Source organism: Microbacterium sp. 67-17, from assembly GCF_001898325.1.
GTDB classification, from domain to species: Bacteria; Actinomycetota; Actinomycetes; order Actinomycetales; family Microbacteriaceae; genus Microbacterium; species Microbacterium schleiferi.
Window position 1 is genome coordinate 302,730 of record NZ_MKTR01000034.1, and the last position, 17,707, is coordinate 320,436.

General features: G+C 66.3%; 23 protein-coding genes. 20 read left to right on the forward strand and 3 right to left on the reverse strand.

Annotated elements, in window-relative coordinates:
• Positions 1–57: 57 nt before the first annotated feature.
• Positions 58–315, reverse strand: coding sequence for a hypothetical protein (locus BGO47_RS14610; protein ID WP_292713056.1), 258 nt, complete (start codon positions 313–315; stop codon positions 58–60).
• Between the two features lie 182 nt (positions 316–497).
• Between BGO47_RS14610 and BGO47_RS14615 the strand changes: the two genes are divergently transcribed.
• The 4 genes from BGO47_RS14615 to BGO47_RS14630 are packed head-to-tail and all read left to right on the forward strand — an operon-like array spanning position 498 to position 2,991.
• Positions 498–1,004, forward strand: coding sequence for an amino-acid N-acetyltransferase (locus tag BGO47_RS14615; RefSeq protein ID WP_292713057.1), 507 nt, complete (start codon positions 498–500; stop codon positions 1,002–1,004).
• Between the two features lie 48 nt (positions 1,005–1,052).
• Complete coding sequence (locus BGO47_RS14620; RefSeq protein WP_292713058.1) at positions 1,053–1,853, forward strand: hypothetical protein; 801 nt, start codon at positions 1,053–1,055, stop codon at positions 1,851–1,853.
• Positions 1,850–2,533, forward strand: a complete 684-nt coding sequence (locus BGO47_RS14625; protein ID WP_292713060.1) for a hypothetical protein — start codon at positions 1,850–1,852, stop codon at positions 2,531–2,533. Before BGO47_RS14620 ends, BGO47_RS14625 begins: the two co-directional genes overlap by 4 nt.
• A 47-nt stretch (positions 2,534–2,580) precedes the next feature.
• Positions 2,581–2,991, forward strand: a complete 411-nt coding sequence (locus BGO47_RS14630; RefSeq protein ID WP_292713062.1) for a dehydrogenase — start codon at positions 2,581–2,583, stop codon at positions 2,989–2,991.
• A 66-nt stretch (positions 2,992–3,057) separates the two neighbouring features.
• Here the strand turns inward: BGO47_RS14630 and fgd are convergent, their stop codons facing one another.
• Positions 3,058–4,083 (reverse strand): glucose-6-phosphate dehydrogenase (coenzyme-F420), encoded by a 1,026-nt coding sequence (fgd, locus tag BGO47_RS14635; RefSeq protein ID WP_292713064.1) that lies wholly within the window; start codon positions 4,081–4,083, stop codon positions 3,058–3,060.
• A gap of 145 nt (positions 4,084–4,228) precedes the next feature.
• On the opposite strand from fgd, the gene BGO47_RS14640 reads away from it, so the two are divergent.
• The 13 genes from BGO47_RS14640 to BGO47_RS14700 all read left to right on the forward strand — a co-directional run bounded on the left by BGO47_RS14640 (position 4,229) and on the right by BGO47_RS14700 (position 14,535).
• Complete coding sequence (locus BGO47_RS14640) at positions 4,229–5,137, forward strand: PaaX family transcriptional regulator C-terminal domain-containing protein (RefSeq protein WP_292713066.1); 909 nt, start codon at positions 4,229–4,231, stop codon at positions 5,135–5,137.
• Positions 5,134–6,087, forward strand: coding sequence for an alpha/beta hydrolase (locus BGO47_RS14645; protein ID WP_292713068.1), 954 nt, complete (start codon positions 5,134–5,136; stop codon positions 6,085–6,087). Before BGO47_RS14640 ends, BGO47_RS14645 begins: the two co-directional genes overlap by 4 nt.
• A gap of 131 nt (positions 6,088–6,218) precedes the next feature.
• The gene (locus BGO47_RS14650) at positions 6,219–6,968 is read left to right on the forward strand and encodes an SDR family oxidoreductase (protein ID WP_292713070.1); all 750 of its coding nucleotides are present in this window, start codon (positions 6,219–6,221) and stop codon (positions 6,966–6,968) included.
• A gap of 16 nt (positions 6,969–6,984) precedes the next feature.
• On the forward strand, positions 6,985–8,229 hold the full coding sequence (locus tag BGO47_RS14655) for a hypothetical protein (RefSeq protein WP_292713072.1): 1,245 nt from the start codon (positions 6,985–6,987) through the stop codon (positions 8,227–8,229).
• Complete coding sequence (locus BGO47_RS14660; RefSeq protein ID WP_292713074.1) at positions 8,226–8,558, forward strand: hypothetical protein; 333 nt, start codon at positions 8,226–8,228, stop codon at positions 8,556–8,558. The genes BGO47_RS14655 and BGO47_RS14660 overlap by 4 nt, the downstream gene beginning before the upstream one ends.
• Positions 8,555–8,836, forward strand: coding sequence for a TIGR04076 family protein (locus BGO47_RS14665; protein WP_292713076.1), 282 nt, complete (start codon positions 8,555–8,557; stop codon positions 8,834–8,836). The genes BGO47_RS14660 and BGO47_RS14665 overlap by 4 nt, the downstream gene beginning before the upstream one ends.
• Complete coding sequence (locus BGO47_RS14670) at positions 8,833–9,840, forward strand: LLM class flavin-dependent oxidoreductase (RefSeq protein ID WP_292713078.1); 1,008 nt, start codon at positions 8,833–8,835, stop codon at positions 9,838–9,840. The genes BGO47_RS14665 and BGO47_RS14670 overlap by 4 nt, the downstream gene beginning before the upstream one ends.
• Before the next feature lie 34 nt (positions 9,841–9,874).
• Positions 9,875–10,171, forward strand: a complete 297-nt coding sequence (locus BGO47_RS14675; protein ID WP_292713080.1) for an antibiotic biosynthesis monooxygenase — start codon at positions 9,875–9,877, stop codon at positions 10,169–10,171.
• 49 nt (positions 10,172–10,220) lie between these two features.
• Positions 10,221–11,078, forward strand: coding sequence for a tryptophan 2,3-dioxygenase family protein (locus tag BGO47_RS14680; RefSeq protein WP_292713082.1), 858 nt, complete (start codon positions 10,221–10,223; stop codon positions 11,076–11,078).
• On the forward strand, positions 11,075–12,313 hold the full coding sequence (gene kynU, locus BGO47_RS14685; protein WP_292713085.1) for a kynureninase: 1,239 nt from the start codon (positions 11,075–11,077) through the stop codon (positions 12,311–12,313). Before BGO47_RS14680 ends, kynU begins: the two co-directional genes overlap by 4 nt.
• Positions 12,310–12,810 carry a flavin reductase family protein gene (locus BGO47_RS14690; protein WP_292713087.1) on the forward strand — a complete coding sequence of 167 codons (501 nt, stop codon included), beginning with the start codon at positions 12,310–12,312 and terminating at the stop codon, positions 12,808–12,810. The genes kynU and BGO47_RS14690 overlap by 4 nt, the downstream gene beginning before the upstream one ends.
• 5 nt (positions 12,811–12,815) lie before the next feature.
• Positions 12,816–13,601: an alpha/beta hydrolase gene (locus tag BGO47_RS14695; protein ID WP_292713199.1), complete on the forward strand. Its 786-nt coding sequence runs from the start codon at positions 12,816–12,818 to the stop codon at positions 13,599–13,601.
• Positions 13,579–14,535: a DUF1214 domain-containing protein gene (locus BGO47_RS14700; protein WP_292713089.1), complete on the forward strand. Its 957-nt coding sequence runs from the start codon at positions 13,579–13,581 to the stop codon at positions 14,533–14,535. The genes BGO47_RS14695 and BGO47_RS14700 overlap by 23 nt, the downstream gene beginning before the upstream one ends.
• On the opposite strand, the gene BGO47_RS15145 is transcribed toward BGO47_RS14700, so the two are convergent.
• Positions 14,507–14,818 (reverse strand): ATP-binding protein, encoded by a 312-nt coding sequence (locus BGO47_RS15145; RefSeq protein WP_366246894.1) that lies wholly within the window; start codon positions 14,816–14,818, stop codon positions 14,507–14,509. The genes BGO47_RS14700 and BGO47_RS15145 overlap by 29 nt on opposite strands.
• A 176-nt stretch (positions 14,819–14,994) precedes the next feature.
• Between BGO47_RS15145 and BGO47_RS14710 the strand changes: the two genes are divergently transcribed.
• The 3 genes from BGO47_RS14710 (at position 14,995) to BGO47_RS14720 (ending at position 17,685) form a co-directional block, all read left to right on the forward strand.
• Complete coding sequence (locus BGO47_RS14710; RefSeq protein ID WP_292713091.1) at positions 14,995–15,963, forward strand: transporter substrate-binding domain-containing protein; 969 nt, start codon at positions 14,995–14,997, stop codon at positions 15,961–15,963.
• Positions 15,964–16,024: 61 nt separating this feature from the next.
• A complete protein-coding gene (locus BGO47_RS14715; protein WP_292713107.1) occupies positions 16,025–16,900 on the forward strand; it encodes an amino acid ABC transporter permease in 876 nt (291 codons plus the stop codon).
• Entirely contained in the window at positions 16,897–17,685 is a 789-nt protein-coding gene (locus BGO47_RS14720; protein ID WP_292713109.1) for an amino acid ABC transporter ATP-binding protein, read from the forward strand. The genes BGO47_RS14715 and BGO47_RS14720 overlap by 4 nt, the downstream gene beginning before the upstream one ends.
• The last annotated feature ends 22 nt before the right edge of the window (positions 17,686–17,707 follow it).

Sequence of the window (17,707 nt, forward strand, 5' to 3'; positions counted from 1 at the left end):
TCCCGCACAGTCTGAGAGGGGACGGATGCTTCGGCATCCGTCCCCTTCGTCGTTTGCTCAAGCCGCCGCGGAGGGCAGGGCGAGCGCGGCTACGGCTGTGTCGAGGATGATCGACTGCCGCACCTCGACCGCGTGGTCGTAGCGGGCGCCGGCGAGGGCGACATAGACCCCGCCGACGATGTCGATGTAGCCCACGACCCGATCAGCCCGGTGCACTTCGTACGTGGTGGGACCGATGAGGACGACCGATTCTGCCGTCGGTGCGGGGTCTCGAGGTGCGGCAGCGGGCGTGGGGGTGGATGTCGTGGGGACCATGGTGGCTCCTCCCGTAGAAGGGAACTGCTCCTGAAGGGTCCACCCGCACCGCGCAAAACGGTGGGGGCTTGACATCACCGCGCGATCGGTGGTGCTACCTCGATCATCCGCCGCGCCAGTGGATCCGGGAAGGGGGTGCGCCTGGCAGAGTCCTCGGAGAGTTCGCGCTCTAGGCTGGGAGGATGACCGAATTCAGCGTCCGCCCGGCACGAACGGCGGACGTTCGCGCAATCCAGGCCCTCCTCGAACCCTGGGTGCAGCGGCGAGTGCTCCTGGGCAAGGACCTCGTGGTGCTGTTCGAGTCGGTGCAGCAGTTCACCGTTGCGGAGGATGCCGACGGTCGACTCATCGGATGCGGCGCGCTGCACGTGATGTGGGACGACCTCGGCGAGATCCGCACTCTGATCGTTGCCGATGAGTGGCTGCATCACGGTGTCGGCCGCGCCATCGTCGATCGATTGGAAGAGAACGCTCGCGCCCTGGGGCTGCGGCGGCTGTTCTGTCTGACCTTCGAAGTCGAGTTCTTTTCGGCCCGCGGTTTCGAGGTGATCGGCGAGCAGGTCGTCGACCCGGATGTCTACTCGCAGCTCATCCGTTCCCCTGACGAGGGCGTCGCCGAGTTCCTGGACCTCGCCCATGTGAAGCCCAACACCCTCGGCAACACCCGGATGCTGAAGACCTTCGGGTAAGGCTCCTGGGCCCTTGCGGGCCGAGCAGGCGCGTGGGACTCTCCCGTCATGGCGCATTCCTCGCAACCTCATCCAAAACACGCAACGCGCCGGGACATCCTCACGGCTTTGGTTGCGGTGATCGTCGTCTCGTTCGTCGTCGCCGCCGGAGCCGGGATCGCCGTGCTGCTGATCGGGCCTGAGGGCGATCTGATGAGCCGCGTTCTGGTGACGACGCTGATCGTCGGGGGGTTTAGCGTCGGCGCCCTATCGTGTCTGGCCCTGTGGGCTCGCCCCGCGCATTCGTTCGGCGTTGCCGGCGCTGGCGTGAACGCTGCTTCTGCCGTCGTCGCCCTGATCAGCGTGTGGGCCGAGCAGGGCTCGGATGACTTCTGGCGGATTCTCAGTCGGCTCCTCGTGAGCGGGCTGATCATCTCCGCGGCCTGGGCGCTTGCCGCACTCATGCTCCTGCTGTCGCAGCGGCATCGTCCCATCATCCGCATCGGACTCGCGGCCACACTGGTCGCCCTGAGCGTTACGACGGCGCTCGCGGTCGCTGGGGTGTGGTGGGAGGCGATTGCGGATGCCGAGATCTATCCGCGAGCGCTCGGGACGCTCGGCATTCTGAGTGCGCTGGGCGTCGTGGTCGTTCCCGTGCTCGCGTTGCTGCTGCGGGATAGCCCGGCCATAAGCGTGCCGCAAGACTTTCCCGCCGATATCGCGAACCACCTTCTCAAGACGGCCCGCCGCCGTGGCGTGAGCGTCGCGGAGCTGGTCGCGCCCGTGCTCGATGAGTCCATCGGCTCCTCGAATGACCACGGGCGCGCCGATCAGGGGCCGAACGGCACGACGCCTACCCTGGAGGCATGAGCACCCAGCCGCCGCGCCGTCGCCCCTCGCCGGGCGTTTACCGGCGCCGCCGGCTCGTCGTGCTCCTCGCACTCATTGCGATCATCGCCGTTGTTGTGTGGCTGTTTGTCGCCCAACCGTGGTCGAGTGCCGCGCAACCGGATGCCGACCCCAAGCCGACCCGTACGTCATCCTCCAGCCCGAGCCCGAGCCCGACAACGCCCGCCCCGACTGACTCGTCGGCACCCGACGCTGCGGCGACCGCGGACCCCGGCCCCCTGGAGACCGCGCCCCCGACGTGCACGCGCGGAGATGTGGCGGTCGAGGCCCTTACCGACCAGGACGAGTACGCATCGGGTCAGAACCCCCAGCTGTCGATCCGGCTCACGAACACATCGGATGCCTCGTGCACGATCAACGTCGGAACCACGACGCAATCGTTCGCGATCACCAGTGGTAGCGACACATGGTGGCGCTCGACCGATTGCCAGACCGAACCGAGTGACATGATCGTCACCCTCGAGGCCGGTCAGACCGTTGAGAGCTCGACCCCGCTGACATGGGACCGCACCCGCTCATCCGTCAGTACGTGCGATTCCCAGTCGCGCCCGGCGGCAGGCGCTGGTGGTGCGTCGTACCACCTCGCTGTGGAGATCGGCGGCGTCGCCTCGGACCAGACCAAGCAGTTCTTCCTCTACTGAACCGACCCGATTCTGGGAGGCATCGGCTGCTCATCTACCCTGGAAGGATGGCTGGGAAGAAGGGCGCGAAGCCGCTGGAGTTCCGCAACACACAATTGGCTGATGCGCTCCAGACACAGGACATGGCAGCTGTCGCTTTTGCTCTGCGTCACGGCCCGACAGTAGTGCCGCTCATGAAGCCGGGCCAGCGCGACAATCCCCTCGACGTCGGCGAAGTGTGGACCTTTCGCGACACGAACACGGGCCAGGTCGCTCTCCTTCTCTTCAGCGACGCGGCAAACAAGCCGGCGACCCTCCCGCCGGCGGTTGCGCTGATGCCGCCGGCAAGCCTCAAGACCTTTCTCCAGGCACACCTCGACGAGATCACGACAGTCTTCTTCGACCTGGCAGGACCGCATCCGTTGCAGGCGAGCCCCGGCGATCTCGTCGCGGCGCTCGAGATCACCGACGGGCCCTGATCGCTCTGCGGGCGGTGTCAAGCCGCGCGAAGTCGGTCGGCTGGCGCGGTGCGCGCCTAGCGCGCGCTACGCGGAAGCGCTGGGCGCGAACCTGTGCCGTAGCCGAGGAAGGATCTCCGCGCCGTACAGGCGAAGGAACGACTCTTGGTCCGCGCCCGGGTCATGGAACACCAGGTGACGAAAGCCGAGGTGCACATACTCGGCGATGCGTTCCACGTGCTCGGCGGGATCCGTGCTGACGATGAAGCGGGCCGCCGCCCGTTCGGTCGGCAGGGCGGCGGCGCGCCGCTGCATCTCGACGGGGTCGTGGATGCCCATCTTCTCTTCGGGCGAGAGGGCCAGCGGAGCCCAGAACCGGGTCTTTTCCTGAGCCTCGGCGACGGTATCGGCCAGCGACACCTTGACCTCCATGAGGGTGTCGATCGCGTCGGGAGCGCGACCGGCCTTCTCGAGGCCCTCGTGAAGTGCAGGCAGCAGGGTCTCGGTGTAGAGCTCGGGCTTCTTTCCGCTGGTCGTGATGTAGCCGTCGGCCACGCGGCCGGCCAGCCGGGTCGCGGCGGGTCCGGATGCACCGATGTAAACGGGGACGGGCACGTCGGGGCGGTCGTACACCGTCGCGTCCTTGACGGAATAGTACGTGCCCTCGAAGGTCACGCGGTCGTCCTGCCAGAGGGCTCGCATAAGCGCGATCGACTCCTTCATGCGCTGGAAGCGCTCGGGGGCGTCGGGCCAGTCGAGGCCGAGGGTCACCTCGTTGAGTGCTTCACCCGTACCGACGCCGAGGATGATGCGTCCGGGGTAGAGAACTCCCAGGGTGCCGAAAGCCTGCGCGATGACCCCCGGATGGTACCGGAAGGTGGGGGTCAGCACCGAGGTGCCCAGCAGCACGCGCGATGTTCGTGCGCCGACGGCGCCGAGCCACGGCAAGGCAGCGGGGGCATGTCCGCCCTCGTGCATCCACGGCTGGAAGTGGTCCGAGATGAAGACGGAGTCGAAGCCGACCTCCTCGGCGAGCACTGCGAGATCGGCGAGGTGGCCGGGGTCGAATTGCTCGGCGGATGCCTTATAGCCGATGCGCAGGGGTACAGTCATGTCGAAGATCCTCTCGTCGTCAGGGCCGGTGCGAGCAAGCGCGAGGGCGTTAGCGCTCGTTGACGTCGCACCGCCCGATTCCCACCAACCCAACGGTAACCAATCGGAAACGTAACGGTCGTCGGAATAGCGATACAGTCATCGTATGGTCGAACTGATGGGCGGGGTGAACGAGCCGGCGGATAGCCTTGACGACATCGACTCCCGCCCCGGGAGTACGACCTCTCTGCTTCGGACCGTCGTCGGAATCTACCTGCGCGAGCTTGACGGCTGGATCTCCGTGGCCGATCTCTTGCAGTTGCTGGACGCGCTGGGTGTCCCGGGACCTCGGGCTCGTACCGCGCTGGCCCGTGTAAAGAAGAAGCGGCTGCTCGTGCCAGAGTCGCGCGGACGCACCGCGGGATACCGCCTGGCGCCCGAGGCTGTACCCATGCTCGAGCGGGGCGATCGTCGCATCTACCACCCGCGCAACATGGACGGGGCCAGCCGCTGGTGCCTTGTGTCCTTCTCGATTCCGGAAGAGAGCAGGGGCCTTCGGCACCAGCTGCGCCGTCGCCTTCAGTGGATCGGCTGCGGCACAGTGTCGCCGGCGCTGTGGATCGCCCCGGCCTATCTCCTCGACGAGGTCGAGGAGATCCTCAAGGACCTGTCGGTTCGCGATCGGGCAACAGTGTTCGTTGCCGATCATCCCCGGGTGGCTGGCGAACTCGCTGATGCCGTTGCACAGTGGTGGGATCTATCCGAGATCCGCTCCCACCACGACGAGTTCCTGCGCGACCACGCGGCGATCGCCGCGATCGAACCCGGCTCGAGCCGTGAGGCCTTCGCGACGTACATCCGCGGCGTGGACTCGTGGCGCATCATCCCCTACGTCGACCCCGGCCTTCCGCCCGCGCTGCTGCCGCGTGACTGGCCCGGCCCGGCATCCACGGCCCTTCTGCGGCTTCTGCGGCGACGGTTCAGTGGTCCCGCGACGGACTATGTGTCCGAGGTGACCGGCCGCCGCGTCGATAACCCCAGCCGAGCGGCCTCGGTCGAGGTGATCTCGGCGTGAGCGAGGTCGTGCTGCTCGACGGCTGGCAGCACCGCCGGGCTCCGGTGCACTGGCAGGGTTGGCTCGCGGAACGGCTGACCGAGCAGGGCTGGCGGGTCGACTATCTCACGCTCCCTGACCCCGAGAGCCCGCGCTACGATGCCTGGTCGCGGGTGGTCGTGCGCGCCCTTCGCCTCGCCGAGCAGCCCATCGTCGTGGCACACGGCCTGAGTGTGCTGCTGTGGCTGCGGATGTGCGAAGACCCCGGACTCGACATACCCCCGATCTCGCGCGTGCTGCTCGTCGCGCCGCCTGCGGCCGGGGCCCATGGCGGAGACGTGTCGGAGTACCGCCCGGGAAAGGGCACGGCCGAGGCACTGCGCCGTCGGCATCCGGTGCCGCTCCTCGTGTCTGCCGATGACGATCCGTACCTTCCGGGCGGGGCCGCGTCGCTCGTCGCGCAGACGGGAGCCGAATGGGTGCGCCTTGCCGAGGGTGCCCACCTGAACACGGCCTCCGGTTACGGTCCCTGGCCCGACGCCCTCGCATGGTGCGAGACCGGCACCTGGCCGCGCACCCCCGTCGCGACGGCGACTCCTGCCCTTTCGGCACATCCCGACAACGAGGTGATCGATATGACGTCCACGACACTCGACCGGTGGCTCGCGCAGACCTATGCCCCCAGCGGTCACCGGCAAGGAATCCTGACGGTGCAGGCGGATGCCGCCGTCATCGAGTCGGTCGACCGCGCCGTCGCCGCGGGGGGACGGGAGCCCTCGCGCCGGCACGCCCGCCTTCATCCGCGCATCGGCGAGGACCAGGTGCGTGCCGAGGACGTCGAGGATTTCGTGCGTCGCTACGGCCACGAGTATCAGGCCGCGGTAGTCGACCCGCGACTGTTCGAGGGGTCCGAGGGCGCCACGCTGGCGCGCGTGTTCTCCGATGGAGGAGTCGCACTCTACGATCTCTGAATATGACGTAAACTTGACGGAAGTCACGATTACGAAACAAGGCGGTAACCGCTTGTCACGTCTCTGTGACATCCGCCCGGTAGGAAAGATGAGTGGCCGGGACCCTGGCCGCACTGCAGAGAGGACGCGAGATGACCACGGCTGCCGCACGGCTCGACGGACGCACTGTTCTGGTCGTCGGCGGCGCCGGGCGGCTCGGGTCAGCCATCTGCCGCGACCTACGTGCGCGGGGCGGGCGCGTCATCGTCGGCTACCGCACGTCTCGTGAGGCGGCGGACCGACTCGCGTCCGAAATTGACGGCACCGCGGTGCGGATCGATACCGCCGACGACGCGTCGATCGAGGAAGCGTTCGCGACGATCGAGACTGCCCATGGCACGGTCGGCGTCCTCGTGGACACCGCCCACATCGCGTCCGAACCGCGCCGCGTCGCCGACCAGGGTCGGGCATTCCTCGAAGTGCACCTCGCCGCCGTGCAGGGGTACGCCGCGACCGTGCGACGCGCGCTGCCTGGGATGCAGGCCGCTGGGTGGGGTCGCATCGTCTATGTCTCGGGCGCGCTCATGTCGCGCCCCCATCCGGGCTTCGGTGCCTACGGCGCCGCCAAGTCCGCCGCGACGACACTCACCCGCTACGTCGCTCTCGAGGAGGGGCGTGCGGGCATCACGGCGAACATCGTCGCACCGGGCCGCGTGCTCGATCCGGCCGACCACCTTGATCCCGTTCAGGAGGAGCTGTCCGAGCTCCTCCTTTCGCGCACCGCGCTCGGCGCGTTCCCGACCGCACCCGACGTCGCCGCGGTCGTGGGGATGCTCACCGTCTCTCCTCAGCTGACCGGTCAGACCGTGTGGGTCACCGGCGGCGAGCCGATCACCGCCTGATATCGGAAGGAATCCCATGACCATCATCGACGCTCCCGTCGAGACCGACCCGGTCATCGCTGGGCTGAAGACCCCCGACAGCGCAGAGGCGATCATCGCGAACATCCACGCGATCCTCCCGCTGCTGGCCGAAGAAGCCGACGAGTCCGAGCGCCTCGCCCGGCTGTCGCCGCGCGCGGCGCGCGCGTTGCGCGCGGCCGGGGCATTCCAGATGGCATTTCCGCGCAGCCGGGGCGGTGTCGAGATGTCGCTCGTCCAGCAGGTCGAGGTCACCGCGCTGGTGTCAGCGGTCGACGGCGGCATCGGCTGGAACGTCGGCGTGCTCAACGCCACGGGCTACTACGCCGGTCGCTTGAGCGACAAGGCCTACGCGGAGCTCTATCCGAGCCGCGACATGCCCACGAGCGGCGCTTTCCACCCGCGCGGCCGCGCCGACCGTGTCGAGGGCGGCTATCTCGTCAGCGGCGACTGGGGCTGGGGGAGCGGGAGTTACACGGCAGAGCACATCATCGGCGGCGCCGAGGTGTTCGCGGATGGCGAACCGGTCCTGGGTGCGGACGGCAAGCAAGTGCACCTGGGGTTCTGGCTGCCTCGTGAAGCGATCGACGTGAAGCACGACTGGCAGGTCCTGGGCGTGCGGGGCTCCGGCAGCACGTCGTACTCGATCCCGGCACCGGGCGCGTTCGTGCCCGAGCGATACAGCTTCGACCGTGAGGCTGCGGACACCGCCGACGGGGACCCGCTGGACAAGAGCGTCGGCGTCTCCCACGTTGCATTGACGGGCGTTGCGCTGGGGGTTGCCCGCCACGCGGTCGACCTCGCTGCTGAGTACATCGGGTACCGCATGCAGAGCGCTCCGTCGAAGGTTGACGCCGCAACACGTCAGGCTCTCGGCGAAGCGATGGGTGAGGTCGACTTCGCCTATGCCGGCGTGCGCGAGGTGTGTCGGCTGACCGACCAGGTCCTCTTCGCCCCGGGGGCGAAGCTGACGGACGTGCAGCGTGCACGAATGACGGCTGCCAACGCCGTCGCAGGCGGCGCACTGCGTCGTGTCCTGAACCTCTGCACCGAACTGGCCGCAGCCAGCTACATCCTGGACCGGAACGAGATCCAGCGCGTCGTGCGTGACGGACTGGGTGCGCTTGCCCACGCGGGCACTCGCCGCATGCACCTCGGTGCGCTGGCGACCGCGGCGATGATGCACCCCGAGCAGGGGCGCACCGTCGCCGATGAAGCCGGCTGGGCTGCGGACGCGAAGTGACCACCCCCATGCTCCCTGGCAGTGAACGGGTGCGAGTCGTCGTCGAGAAGATCGACGAGATGCGCGGCTCCGGCCGCGTCGGAGACAGCTTCGAGGTCAATGGCACCGCCCTGACTCTGCCCCCGGGAGGGACCTTCTGCCCCGAGGCGCTTGCGGTTGTTCTCCCTATCGTCGTGATGCGCCAGTCTCCGTTGCCGGCCGATAGCTGGCTCATCCGGAAGCCCTGGATCTGTGGCGCCGACGCACGAGAGAACCTCGTCATGCGCGTCGAGGGCCTCGATGCTGACGAGCAAGAATCCACTGAGCCGGGAACGGAGGTAACCGAGTGAGTGCTCGCAGAATCAGATGCACCGTCACTTCGATGAACTACTCGGCCTGCGGGATGGCAGTCGGCGACTGGTTCGAGGTCGGCCCTGAAGGTTTCAGCATGCCGGACGGGCAGCACTTCTGCTACTTCGCGATTGCATCCGTCTTGCCGCTGATCAATGGGCCCCTGGGTAAGGACGACGTGGACGGGTGGTTCGATTCCAAGCCGGTCGTTCAATGCCCCGACCCGCCTGAGGCACTGCGGATGACGCTCTCCCACGCGCCAGAGGTGACCCCGTGAGCCGTGATGCCACCTTTAGTGTGCGCATAGGAGCCTCCGTCGGCGTGCGGGAGATGGCCGATCGCGCCGTCTTCGCCGAAGAGCTCGGGTTTGACCAGGTGTGGACAGGCAACGACGTCTTCGGCGCACCGGGTCTCGTCCAGCTCGCCGCGATCGCGATGCGCACCAGCCGCATCAGGTTCGGCTCGGGCGTCATGGACCCTGTCACCGTGCACCCGGCCCAGATCGCGCAGTACGCCTCGGGGCTGCAGGACCTGTCTGGCGGCCGGTTCCTTCTGGGCCTGGGCGCCGGCTCCGAGGTGTTCTTCTCGTGGGCAGGCATCACGCCCGACAAGCCCGTCATCCGTACGCGCGAGGCCGTCATCGCGATCAAAGAACTCGTGGCCGGTCGCTCGCCCGCAGGCGTGCCCGGCGCGGGTGAGGGGTGGACCCCGAACGCGCTCCTCAAAGATCCCCGGCCGACGCCGGTCTATGTCGGTGCGCTCGGTCCGAGGATGATCGAAATGACCGGCCGCTACGCCGACGGCGCGCTGCCGCTGTGCCTGCCCCCGACACACGTGTTCAACGTCATGCGCCAGCTTGAGGTCGGTGCCGCCCGCGCGGGCCGGGTGGTCGAGGACCTGGATGTCGCCGCCTGTGTCTGGGTGTCGATTGACGACGATCGGGATGCGGCCCGGCGCCTCATGGCCCACCACATCGCCGAGTACAGCGGATCGCTCTCAACCGAGGCGCTCCTGGCCAACGGCCTCGATCCCGAGGAGTTCGCGCGTACGCAGGGGCTCATGACCGAGGGCCGGGTGGAAGATGCGGTCGCGTCGGTCTCCGACGACATGATGAGCCTTGGCATCGTCGGCGGCATCGAGGACGTCATCGATCAGTGCGGCGCCCTCATCTCTGCCGGTGCGCGGCACCTGTCCTTTGGGCCTCCGATGGGGCCTGACGGGCCCGCTGCCATGAAGCTGCTCGGCGAACGCGTCCTGCCCGAGCTGCGCCGCATGCTCTGATCCGACCCCCGCGACTCTCACGAAAGGAACACCCATGCTCTACGTCTACGGCGGAATCCTCGTCGACCCGGCTCGGAAGGACGAGGTGACCGCAAAGGCCGCAGAGTTCGCGGCAGCCTGCCGCGCCGAGGACGGCTGCGTCGAGTACAACCTGTCCTGGAACGTCGAGGACGAGAGCTACTTGCGTCTGATCGAGGTCTGGGAGCCGACTGAGTCGCACCGTGCGCACATCCAGCAGCCGCACGTCCTCGAGTGGACGGCCTTCATCCAGGGTGCCGCCGCGGCCCCGCCCGCCTTCACGAAGTACGTCGTCGACGTCGTCGAGGACTGATCGTGCACGCTGGCGAACCTGCTGCGCACGCTACGAGAGGGGAAGCGGTATGACCGTCGAGTCGAACACTCGCGAGCTCGAATCCGAGATCGTGACCGATCTCAAGGAGAAGCTCACCTACGGGTCCTACTTGCAGCTCGATCAGGTGCTCTCTGCTCAGCAGCCGCTCAGCAGTCCCGAGCACCACGACGAGATGCTCTTCATCATCCAGCACCAGACCACCGAGCTGTGGCTGAAGCTGTTGCTCCACGAGCTGTGGGCAGGGTGTGCCGCGCTCGCCGCCGACGACCTCGGCGACGCACTGAAGAAGATCGCGCGGATCAAGCACATCCAGCGGTCGATGATCGAGCAGTGGTCGGTGCTGGCGACGCTCACACCGACCGAGTACGCGCAGTTCCGCGGCACCCTGGCCAACTCGTCGGGCTTTCAGTCCGCGCAGTATCGCGCTGTCGAGTTCCTGTTGGGCAACAAGAACGCCAAGATGCTGCGGGTGTTCGAGGGTGAGCCCGAGAACGCTGCGATGCTGACGGATGCGCTGGAGGCGCCGAGTCTGTACGACCAGTTCCTGCGCTATCTCGCGCGCCACGGCCACGCCGTCCCGCAGCGACTGCTCGACCGGGACGTGACGGTCGCTCACATCTTCGACGACGAGCTGTGCGACGTGCTCACCGCGATCTACGAGAACGCGGAGGAGCACTGGGAGGAGTACGAGGCCTGTGAGGAACTCGTCGACCTCGAAGACAGCTTCCAGCTGTGGCGCTTCCGGCACCTTCGGACGGTGCAGCGCACGATTGGTATGAAACGCGGCACCGGCGGCTCGAGCGGGGTCGGTTTCTTGCAGAAGGCGCTGGAACTGACCTTCTTCCCCGAACTGTTCGAGGTGCGAACAAGGATTGGACAGCCATGACCGTGGCCCTTCACGACGCGGCGACGCTGGATGCCGTCGACCCGCTCGCCGCATACCGTGACGCGTTCGTCGCCGCCGACGACGAGAGCATCGTCTACCTCGACGGCAATTCGCTGGGGCGCCCGCCGCTCGCCGTCGCCGACCGGATGACCCAGTTCATCACCGAGAGCTGGGGGACGCGTCTGATCCGCGGGTGGGACGAGGGCTGGTTCGAGGCCCCGCTCGAGATCGGTGACCGTCTCGGCCACCTCGTCCTGGGCGCAGCGCCCGGGCAGACGATCGTTGCCGACTCGACGACCGTCTCGCTGTACAAGCTCATCCGTGCGGCGCTCGCAGCCAGACCCGATCGCTCGCGCATCGTCATCGACCGGGCGAACTTCCCGACCGATCGCTACGTCGTGCAAGGGATCGCCGCCGAGACCGGCGCCCAGGTCGATTGGATCGACACCGACCCGGCGACCGGCGTCACGGTGGCCGATGTCGCTGCCGTGCTCGGACCTGACACGGCCGTCGTCGTGCTCAGCCACATCGCCTACCGCTCGGGTTACATCGCCGACATCCCCGCGATAACCGCGGCCACGCATGCCGCAGGGGCCGTCGTCGTGTGGGATCTGTGCCACTCAGCCGGGGTGCTCCCGCTCGAGTTGGACGCTTGGGGGGTCGACTTCGCCACCGGATGCACATACAAGTACCTCAACGGTGGGCCAGGATCACCGGCGTTCCTCTACGTGCGCGCAGAGCACATCCCGACGGCTGTGCAGCCGATCCCCGGCTGGATGGGAGTCAAGGACTCCTTCCTGATGGGGCCGGACTACCAGCCTGCTGACGGCATTCGGCGCTTCATCAGCGGGACGCCTCCGATACTCGCGATGATGCCGCTGTCGGTCTCGTTGGAGATCATCGAGCAGGTCGGTATCGACGCGATCCGCGAGAAGTCCATCGCCCTGACCGACTATGCGATCGAACTCTACGATCAGATCCTCGCCGCACTTGGGGTCACGTTGTCCTCGCCCCGAGAAGCGGACGTGCGCGGGGGGCACATCACAGTCGATCATCCGGAGTTCCCGGTGCTTATCTCAAGTCTGTGGGAGCGCGGCGTGATTCCCGACTTTCGACCCCCCACCGGCATCCGGCTGGGGATGTCTCCGCTATCTACCTCGTTCACCGAGGTGCGACGGGCTATCGTCGCCATCGGTGAAGAACTGATCGCTCGCACCGAGAGGAGCAACCTGTGACGCTGAAGCGAGAGCTTCCCGACCCGCAGCTGCTGCGCCAGACGTTTGCCCTGTTCCCCTCGGGTGTGGCCTGCATCGGCGCCGTGGTGGACGGAGCAAATGAGGCGCTCGTCGCCTCGTCGTTCACCGTCGGAGTGTCGCTGGATCCACCTCTGGTCTCCTTTGCTGTTCAGAACGGATCGCAGACCTGGCCGATCGTCCGGCGCGCCGCGAGCATCGGGATCTCGGTCATGGCATCCGACCACGAGCCGTACGCGCGCAAGATCGCGTCCAAGGACCGCGCTCATCGATTCGACGGTGTCGACACCCACGTCGCAGAGTCGGGTGCGCTATTCCTGATGGGCTCTCCGGTGTGGTTGGAGTGCTCGATCTACTCCGAGTTCCCCGCGGGTGACCACCACATGGTGCTGCTGCAGGTTGATGGCCTGGGGCTCAACCCCGAGCTGAACCCGCTCGTCTTCCACCGGTCCGGCTTCCGTTCGATGCAGGAGGATTGACCCGAGTGCACGTGCTCGATCGGCCCGGCCCGGCCCCAGACCGCACGCTGCACTATGACCCCCGGCCCGCTGCGGTCGTCGAGGTGTTCGATCCGCCGCACGCGTCCGCGGGGCTTGCGATCCTCCTTCATGGAGGTTTCTGGCGCGCCGCTTATGACCGGACGTATCTGCGGGGGATGGCGGCAGCGTTGGCGGCGCAGAACGGCATCATGGTGGCCCTTCCGGAGTATCGCCGAGTGGGAGAACCAGGCGGCGGCATCCCCGGGACTCTCGCCGATGTCGCCGAGATCCTTCAGCGGGTGCCGGGACTGCTCGGCGCCGCAGAGTCGGACGTCGTCGTCGCGGGACACTCGGCAGGCGGTCATCTGGCATTGGTCGTAGCCGCTGACATCCCCCGCCCACCCCGGCGCGTCGTCTCCCTCGCCGGGGTGCTGGACCTCGCAGCCGCGCACGACGCGCGCCTGTCGAACGGGGCAGTTGCGGCGCTGCTCGGTGAGAGCGAGCCATCGGAGGCACAGGTGGCCGCGATTGACCCGCTCCGACGCGCGGTACCACCGTGTGAGATCGTGCTGCTTCACGGCGATCGCGACGACGAGGTGCCGGTGGCATACTCCCGCGCCTACCGGCGCAAGGCTCCGGACGCGGAGCTGATCGTGCTGCCGGGAGCCGATCACTATGACGTTATCGATCCCCGCTCGGAGGTCTTCTCCCGTGTCGCGAGCGCGATCGCCACTTCGCCATTGAACCCTGAGGTGGGAGGATCTTTCAATGACCACGTTGGTGAACGTTGACAATTTTGCTCTCGCTGAGACTCATCGGATGATGGGGGCCCTGCAGTCGGACGCGGGGGGTGTCAACCGGTTCCTGCACAATCGGGAGCCCGCTGCGATCGACAAGCAGACCGTGATCCGGCTCAATCGGGACACGTTGTACAGCTTCGCCGTCGTCGACATCAGCGCCGGGGCCACATTAACGATCCCCGCACACGGTGACCGGTATCTGTCAGCGATGGTGGTGAACGAGAACCACTACGTCAACGCGATCTTCCACGACGCTGGCGAGTATCGCCTGACGCAGGAGCAGTTCGATACACCTCATGTCGGGATCGCGGTGCGCGTCCTCGTCGATCCGATGGACCCGCACGACGTGGCGGCCGTGGCCACCATCCAGGATGGGATCACGCTGGTAGCCGACTCGTCGAACCCGTTCGAAGCGCCCGCGTACGATACGACCAGTCTCGACGAAACGCGCGCGGCGCTGCTCTCGCTGGCGCGCAACCTGACAGGGTTTGATCGCATGTTCGGCAGTGCTGAAGAGATCGACCCTGTGCGTCACCTGATCGGCACCGCCGCGGGTTGGGGAGGGCTTCCCTCGAGCGAAGCGAGCTACATCGGCGTCGACCCGCGTCTGCCCGTCGGGCAGTACGAGTTGACCGTCGGAGACGTTCCGGTCGATGGGTTCTGGTCGATTTCCGTCTACAACGCCGACGGGTTCTTCGAACCCAACGAACGTGGCGCGTACACGATCAACAACATCACCGGTACCCGTAACGACGACGGCACGACCACGGTCCGATTCGGTGACTACCCGGCCGATGTCCCCAACGTGATTCCGATCACCGACGGCTGGAACTACCTCGTGAGGCTGTACCGTCCGCGGCAAGAGGTCCTCGACGGGGACTGGACATTCCCCACGCTCACCACTGATACCGATCCCCTCGCCTGAGTCTCGGGTCGGTGAAGGTCTTCGTCCATCCGTCGAAAGCCTCCTTGGTCGAGGTCGCCGTGGATGCTCTTTCTTCTCGGTCGGTGAGGACGTGCAGGAGCAACTCGGCGTGGCGGCGATGGTGTTCCGGGTAGCCCAGCTCATCGTGTGTCCCGTGCCAGTTCCGAACGCCCGACGTCAGCGGGACGCACACCGCACCGCACTCAAGCAGGTGGTCAGCGCGGACGCAGGTAGCGCCGACGGCACGGACCAGCACGCGCTGTTCCGGCGGATGACGCGCCATGCGATCGAGATCCGAAACCGATTTGTATAACGCAATTGTGACGGAGGGCAGCAAAATGATACATTCGCGGAAACGCGAGGAAACGCGTCGGTTACATACGCCGCCTAGAAATGAAGTGGCGAATCACCCGATGTCGTCGCACCAACAACGCTGCACCTCACCTGACGGGACCCCCCATGGCCGGAATCCATCTTCAGAAATCGCGTCGCTCGCGGGTCGCTCTGACCTCGCTGGCGATTCTGTCCACCGCCGCTTTGCTGTCCGCTTGTAGCGGCACAACAGAACCGGTCGACACGTCAACCGCCGACACTGGAGTCGTCGACGAAGAACTCGCAGCCCTCGTCCCCGAGCAGATCGCCGAGTCAGGCGTGCTCTCGCTGGGTGGATTGTGGGAGACTCCACCGATGATCAGTGTCGACGCAGCCGACACGAATGTCGCGGTCGGTGTTGCCCCCGATCTCGCTGCGCTGGTTGCTCCGATCATCGGGCTCGAGCCAGAGTGGACCAACATGCAGTGGCCCGCGCAGCTTCCGGGTGTTCTGTCCGGCGTGGTCGACGCGCTGTGGGCGCAGGTCACCGGGACCGCAGAGCGGGAAGCCGCCGAGTACGACCAGATCCCGTTCTACAAGACTACGGATGCCATCCTCGCGCTCTCTGAGACCGTGGCGGATGTAACGGGACTCAAGGACATGTGCGGACTCACGGTCGGTACCGGAGTTGGTTCCGTCCACATCGACTTGGTCAAGTCGGTCAACGAAAGCTTCTGCGTTCCCGCGGGCGAGCCGGTCATTGAGATTGCCGAGTATCAAGGTGCAACCGCCGCCATCAGCGCGGTTCGAGCAGGGACAATCGATGCCTGGCTGGACACGACGGCGAACCAAGTCAGCTACGCGGATGGATCAGGCGGAGAGCTCGCAGCTGTCGAGATCCCCGAAGACGAGGAAGCCCCGAGCTACATCACCATCACGGTGTCGAAGGCAAACCCCGGTCTCAGCGAAGCGCTCGCTGGCGCGCTGCGCCTCGCAATCGAAGACGGCAGCTATCAAGCGGTGCTGGACGAGTGGGGCGTGGGCCCCGCTGCCGTGACGGTCGATGAGGTCGTCATCAACCCCTACACCGGGCTGGCTCCGGGCGAGTCCGAGTGATTTCTGAGGGTCGGGAGCCGCGCTGCTCCCGACCCTCATGTCTTCCAGATATCGAGGTCTCATGTCTGACAAAACCGTGACGAGCCCGCCCGAGGTCCCACCGCCGACGTCGCGTCCCGTCAAACTGAACGTCGTTCCCGTCCGTCACTATGGCCGGGGCATCGGCGCGACGATCGTCGTCCTGCTCTTACTGGGGCTCATCTACAGCTTCGCGACGAACCCGAGTTTCAACTGGGCGGTCGTCGCCGAGTACCTGCTCAACCCCAACGTCCTGCGCGGTCTCGGCGTCACATTGGTGATGACGGTTATCGGCATGGTGCTGGCGTTGGTGTTGGCCGTCGTGATCGGTGTGATGTACATGGCAGAGAGCCGTGTCATGCGCTGGTTCGCTGCCGGATGGGTGTTCGTTTTCCGTGGCATTCCACTCATCGTCCTTCTGATCTTTCTTGGCAACCTTGGATTGTTCTTCAAGCGCATCGTCATTCCGAACCCCTTCCTTGGCGGGAACTTCGTGGATGTCGCGACCGCCGATGTCGTCAGTCCGTTCGTCGCGTCAGTTCTTGGACTGGCGCTCGCCGGCTCGGGCTACATGGCGGAGATCGTGCGCAGCGGTCTGCTGGCAGTGGGACGCGGCCAGCGTGAAGCGGCCAAGGCGCTGGGTATGCGCTCGGGGATGACGCTGCAGTTCATCGTCCTTCCGCAGGCGTTGCGGATCATTGTGCCCCCGTTGGGTAACGAGTTCATCGGCATGCTGAAGGCCTCGGCGATCGTCTCGGTGATCGCCGGAGGCGATCTGCTTACGGTCGTGCTCGGCCTGAGTGGAATCAACTTCCGCACGATAGAGATGCTTATCGTCGCGACCATCTGGTATCTGCTCGTGATCGCGGTCTTCTCGGTAGCGCAGTTCTTCCTCGAGCGAAAGGTGGCCGAGCGATGACCATGACAGCATCGTCGACCGCTCCCGTGGTCCGCGTCTTCGACATGGACAAGTGGTACGGCAACACCCAGGTGCTCTACAACATCGACCTCGAGGTCGCCGCGGGGGAGACGGTGTGCCTGATCGGGCCCTCGGGCTCAGGCAAGAGCACGCTGCTGCGGTGCATCAATCACCTCGAAGAGATCAACACGGGTTCGGTTGAAGTGCTCGGCGATCTCATGGGATACCGCCTGCAGCGAGGGCGCCTGCATGAGTTGCATGAGCGGGATGCTGCAGAGCAGCGCACGCGCGTCGGGATGGTGTTTCAGCACTTCAACCTGTTCCCGCACATGACCGCGATCGAGAATGTGGCGCTGGGGCCGATAAAGGTGAAGAAGGAGAGTCGGACCGAAGCGCGGGAGTACGCGCGTGAGCTGCTCGGCCGCGTCGGGCTATCCGGCAAGGAAGAGCATTACCCGTCGCAGCTCTCGGGTGGACAGCAGCAGCGCGTGGCGATTGCGCGAGCAATGGCGATGCGGCCGAAAGTGATGCTGTTCGACGAACCCACGAGCGCCCTCGACCCTGAGCTGGTCGGAGAAGTGCTCGCGGTGATGAAGGACCTCGCTTTGACGGGCGGTATCACGATGGTCGTTGTCACTCACGAGATGGGTTTCGCGCGGGAAGTCGCCGACCGGATCGTCTTTATGGATGGCGGTCGCATCGTGGAGCAGGGGCCGCCGTCGCAGGTCCTCGATTCTCCAACAAGCGACCGGACCAGGGCGTTCTTGGCGGCTGTGCTGCACTGACGATCAACCCGACGGTGTCCGC

Bases quoted from the DNA above. Each gene is read 5' to 3' on its own strand.
- BGO47_RS14720 (WP_292713109.1), top strand. From the start codon at position 16,897: ATGACCATGACAGCATCGTCGACCGCTCCCGTGGTCCGCGTCTTCGAC.
- BGO47_RS14640 (WP_292713066.1), top strand. From the start codon at position 4,229: ATGGTCGAACTGATGGGCGGGGTGAACGAGCCGGCGGATAGCCTTGAC.
- BGO47_RS14675 (WP_292713080.1), top strand. From the start codon at position 9,875: ATGCTCTACGTCTACGGCGGAATCCTCGTCGACCCGGCTCGGAAGGAC.
- BGO47_RS14630 (WP_292713062.1), top strand. From the start codon at position 2,581: ATGGCTGGGAAGAAGGGCGCGAAGCCGCTGGAGTTCCGCAACACACAA.
- BGO47_RS14625 (WP_292713060.1), top strand. From the start codon at position 1,850: ATGAGCACCCAGCCGCCGCGCCGTCGCCCCTCGCCGGGCGTTTACCGG.
- BGO47_RS14700 (WP_292713089.1), top strand. From the start codon at position 13,579: ATGACCACGTTGGTGAACGTTGACAATTTTGCTCTCGCTGAGACTCAT.
- BGO47_RS14615 (WP_292713057.1), top strand. From the start codon at position 498: ATGACCGAATTCAGCGTCCGCCCGGCACGAACGGCGGACGTTCGCGCA.
- BGO47_RS14715 (WP_292713107.1), top strand. From the start codon at position 16,025: ATGTCTGACAAAACCGTGACGAGCCCGCCCGAGGTCCCACCGCCGACG.
- BGO47_RS14680 (WP_292713082.1), top strand. From the start codon at position 10,221: ATGACCGTCGAGTCGAACACTCGCGAGCTCGAATCCGAGATCGTGACC.
- kynU (WP_292713085.1), top strand. From the start codon at position 11,075: ATGACCGTGGCCCTTCACGACGCGGCGACGCTGGATGCCGTCGACCCG.
- BGO47_RS14620 (WP_292713058.1), top strand. From the start codon at position 1,053: ATGGCGCATTCCTCGCAACCTCATCCAAAACACGCAACGCGCCGGGAC.
- BGO47_RS15145 (WP_366246894.1), bottom strand. From the start codon at position 14,818: ATGGCGCGTCATCCGCCGGAACAGCGCGTGCTGGTCCGTGCCGTCGGC.
- BGO47_RS14610 (WP_292713056.1), bottom strand. From the start codon at position 315: ATGGTCCCCACGACATCCACCCCCACGCCCGCTGCCGCACCTCGAGAC.
- BGO47_RS14650 (WP_292713070.1), top strand. From the start codon at position 6,219: ATGACCACGGCTGCCGCACGGCTCGACGGACGCACTGTTCTGGTCGTC.
- BGO47_RS14710 (WP_292713091.1), top strand. From the start codon at position 14,995: ATGGCCGGAATCCATCTTCAGAAATCGCGTCGCTCGCGGGTCGCTCTG.
- fgd (WP_292713064.1), bottom strand. From the start codon at position 4,083: ATGACTGTACCCCTGCGCATCGGCTATAAGGCATCCGCCGAGCAATTC.
- BGO47_RS14655 (WP_292713072.1), top strand. From the start codon at position 6,985: ATGACCATCATCGACGCTCCCGTCGAGACCGACCCGGTCATCGCTGGG.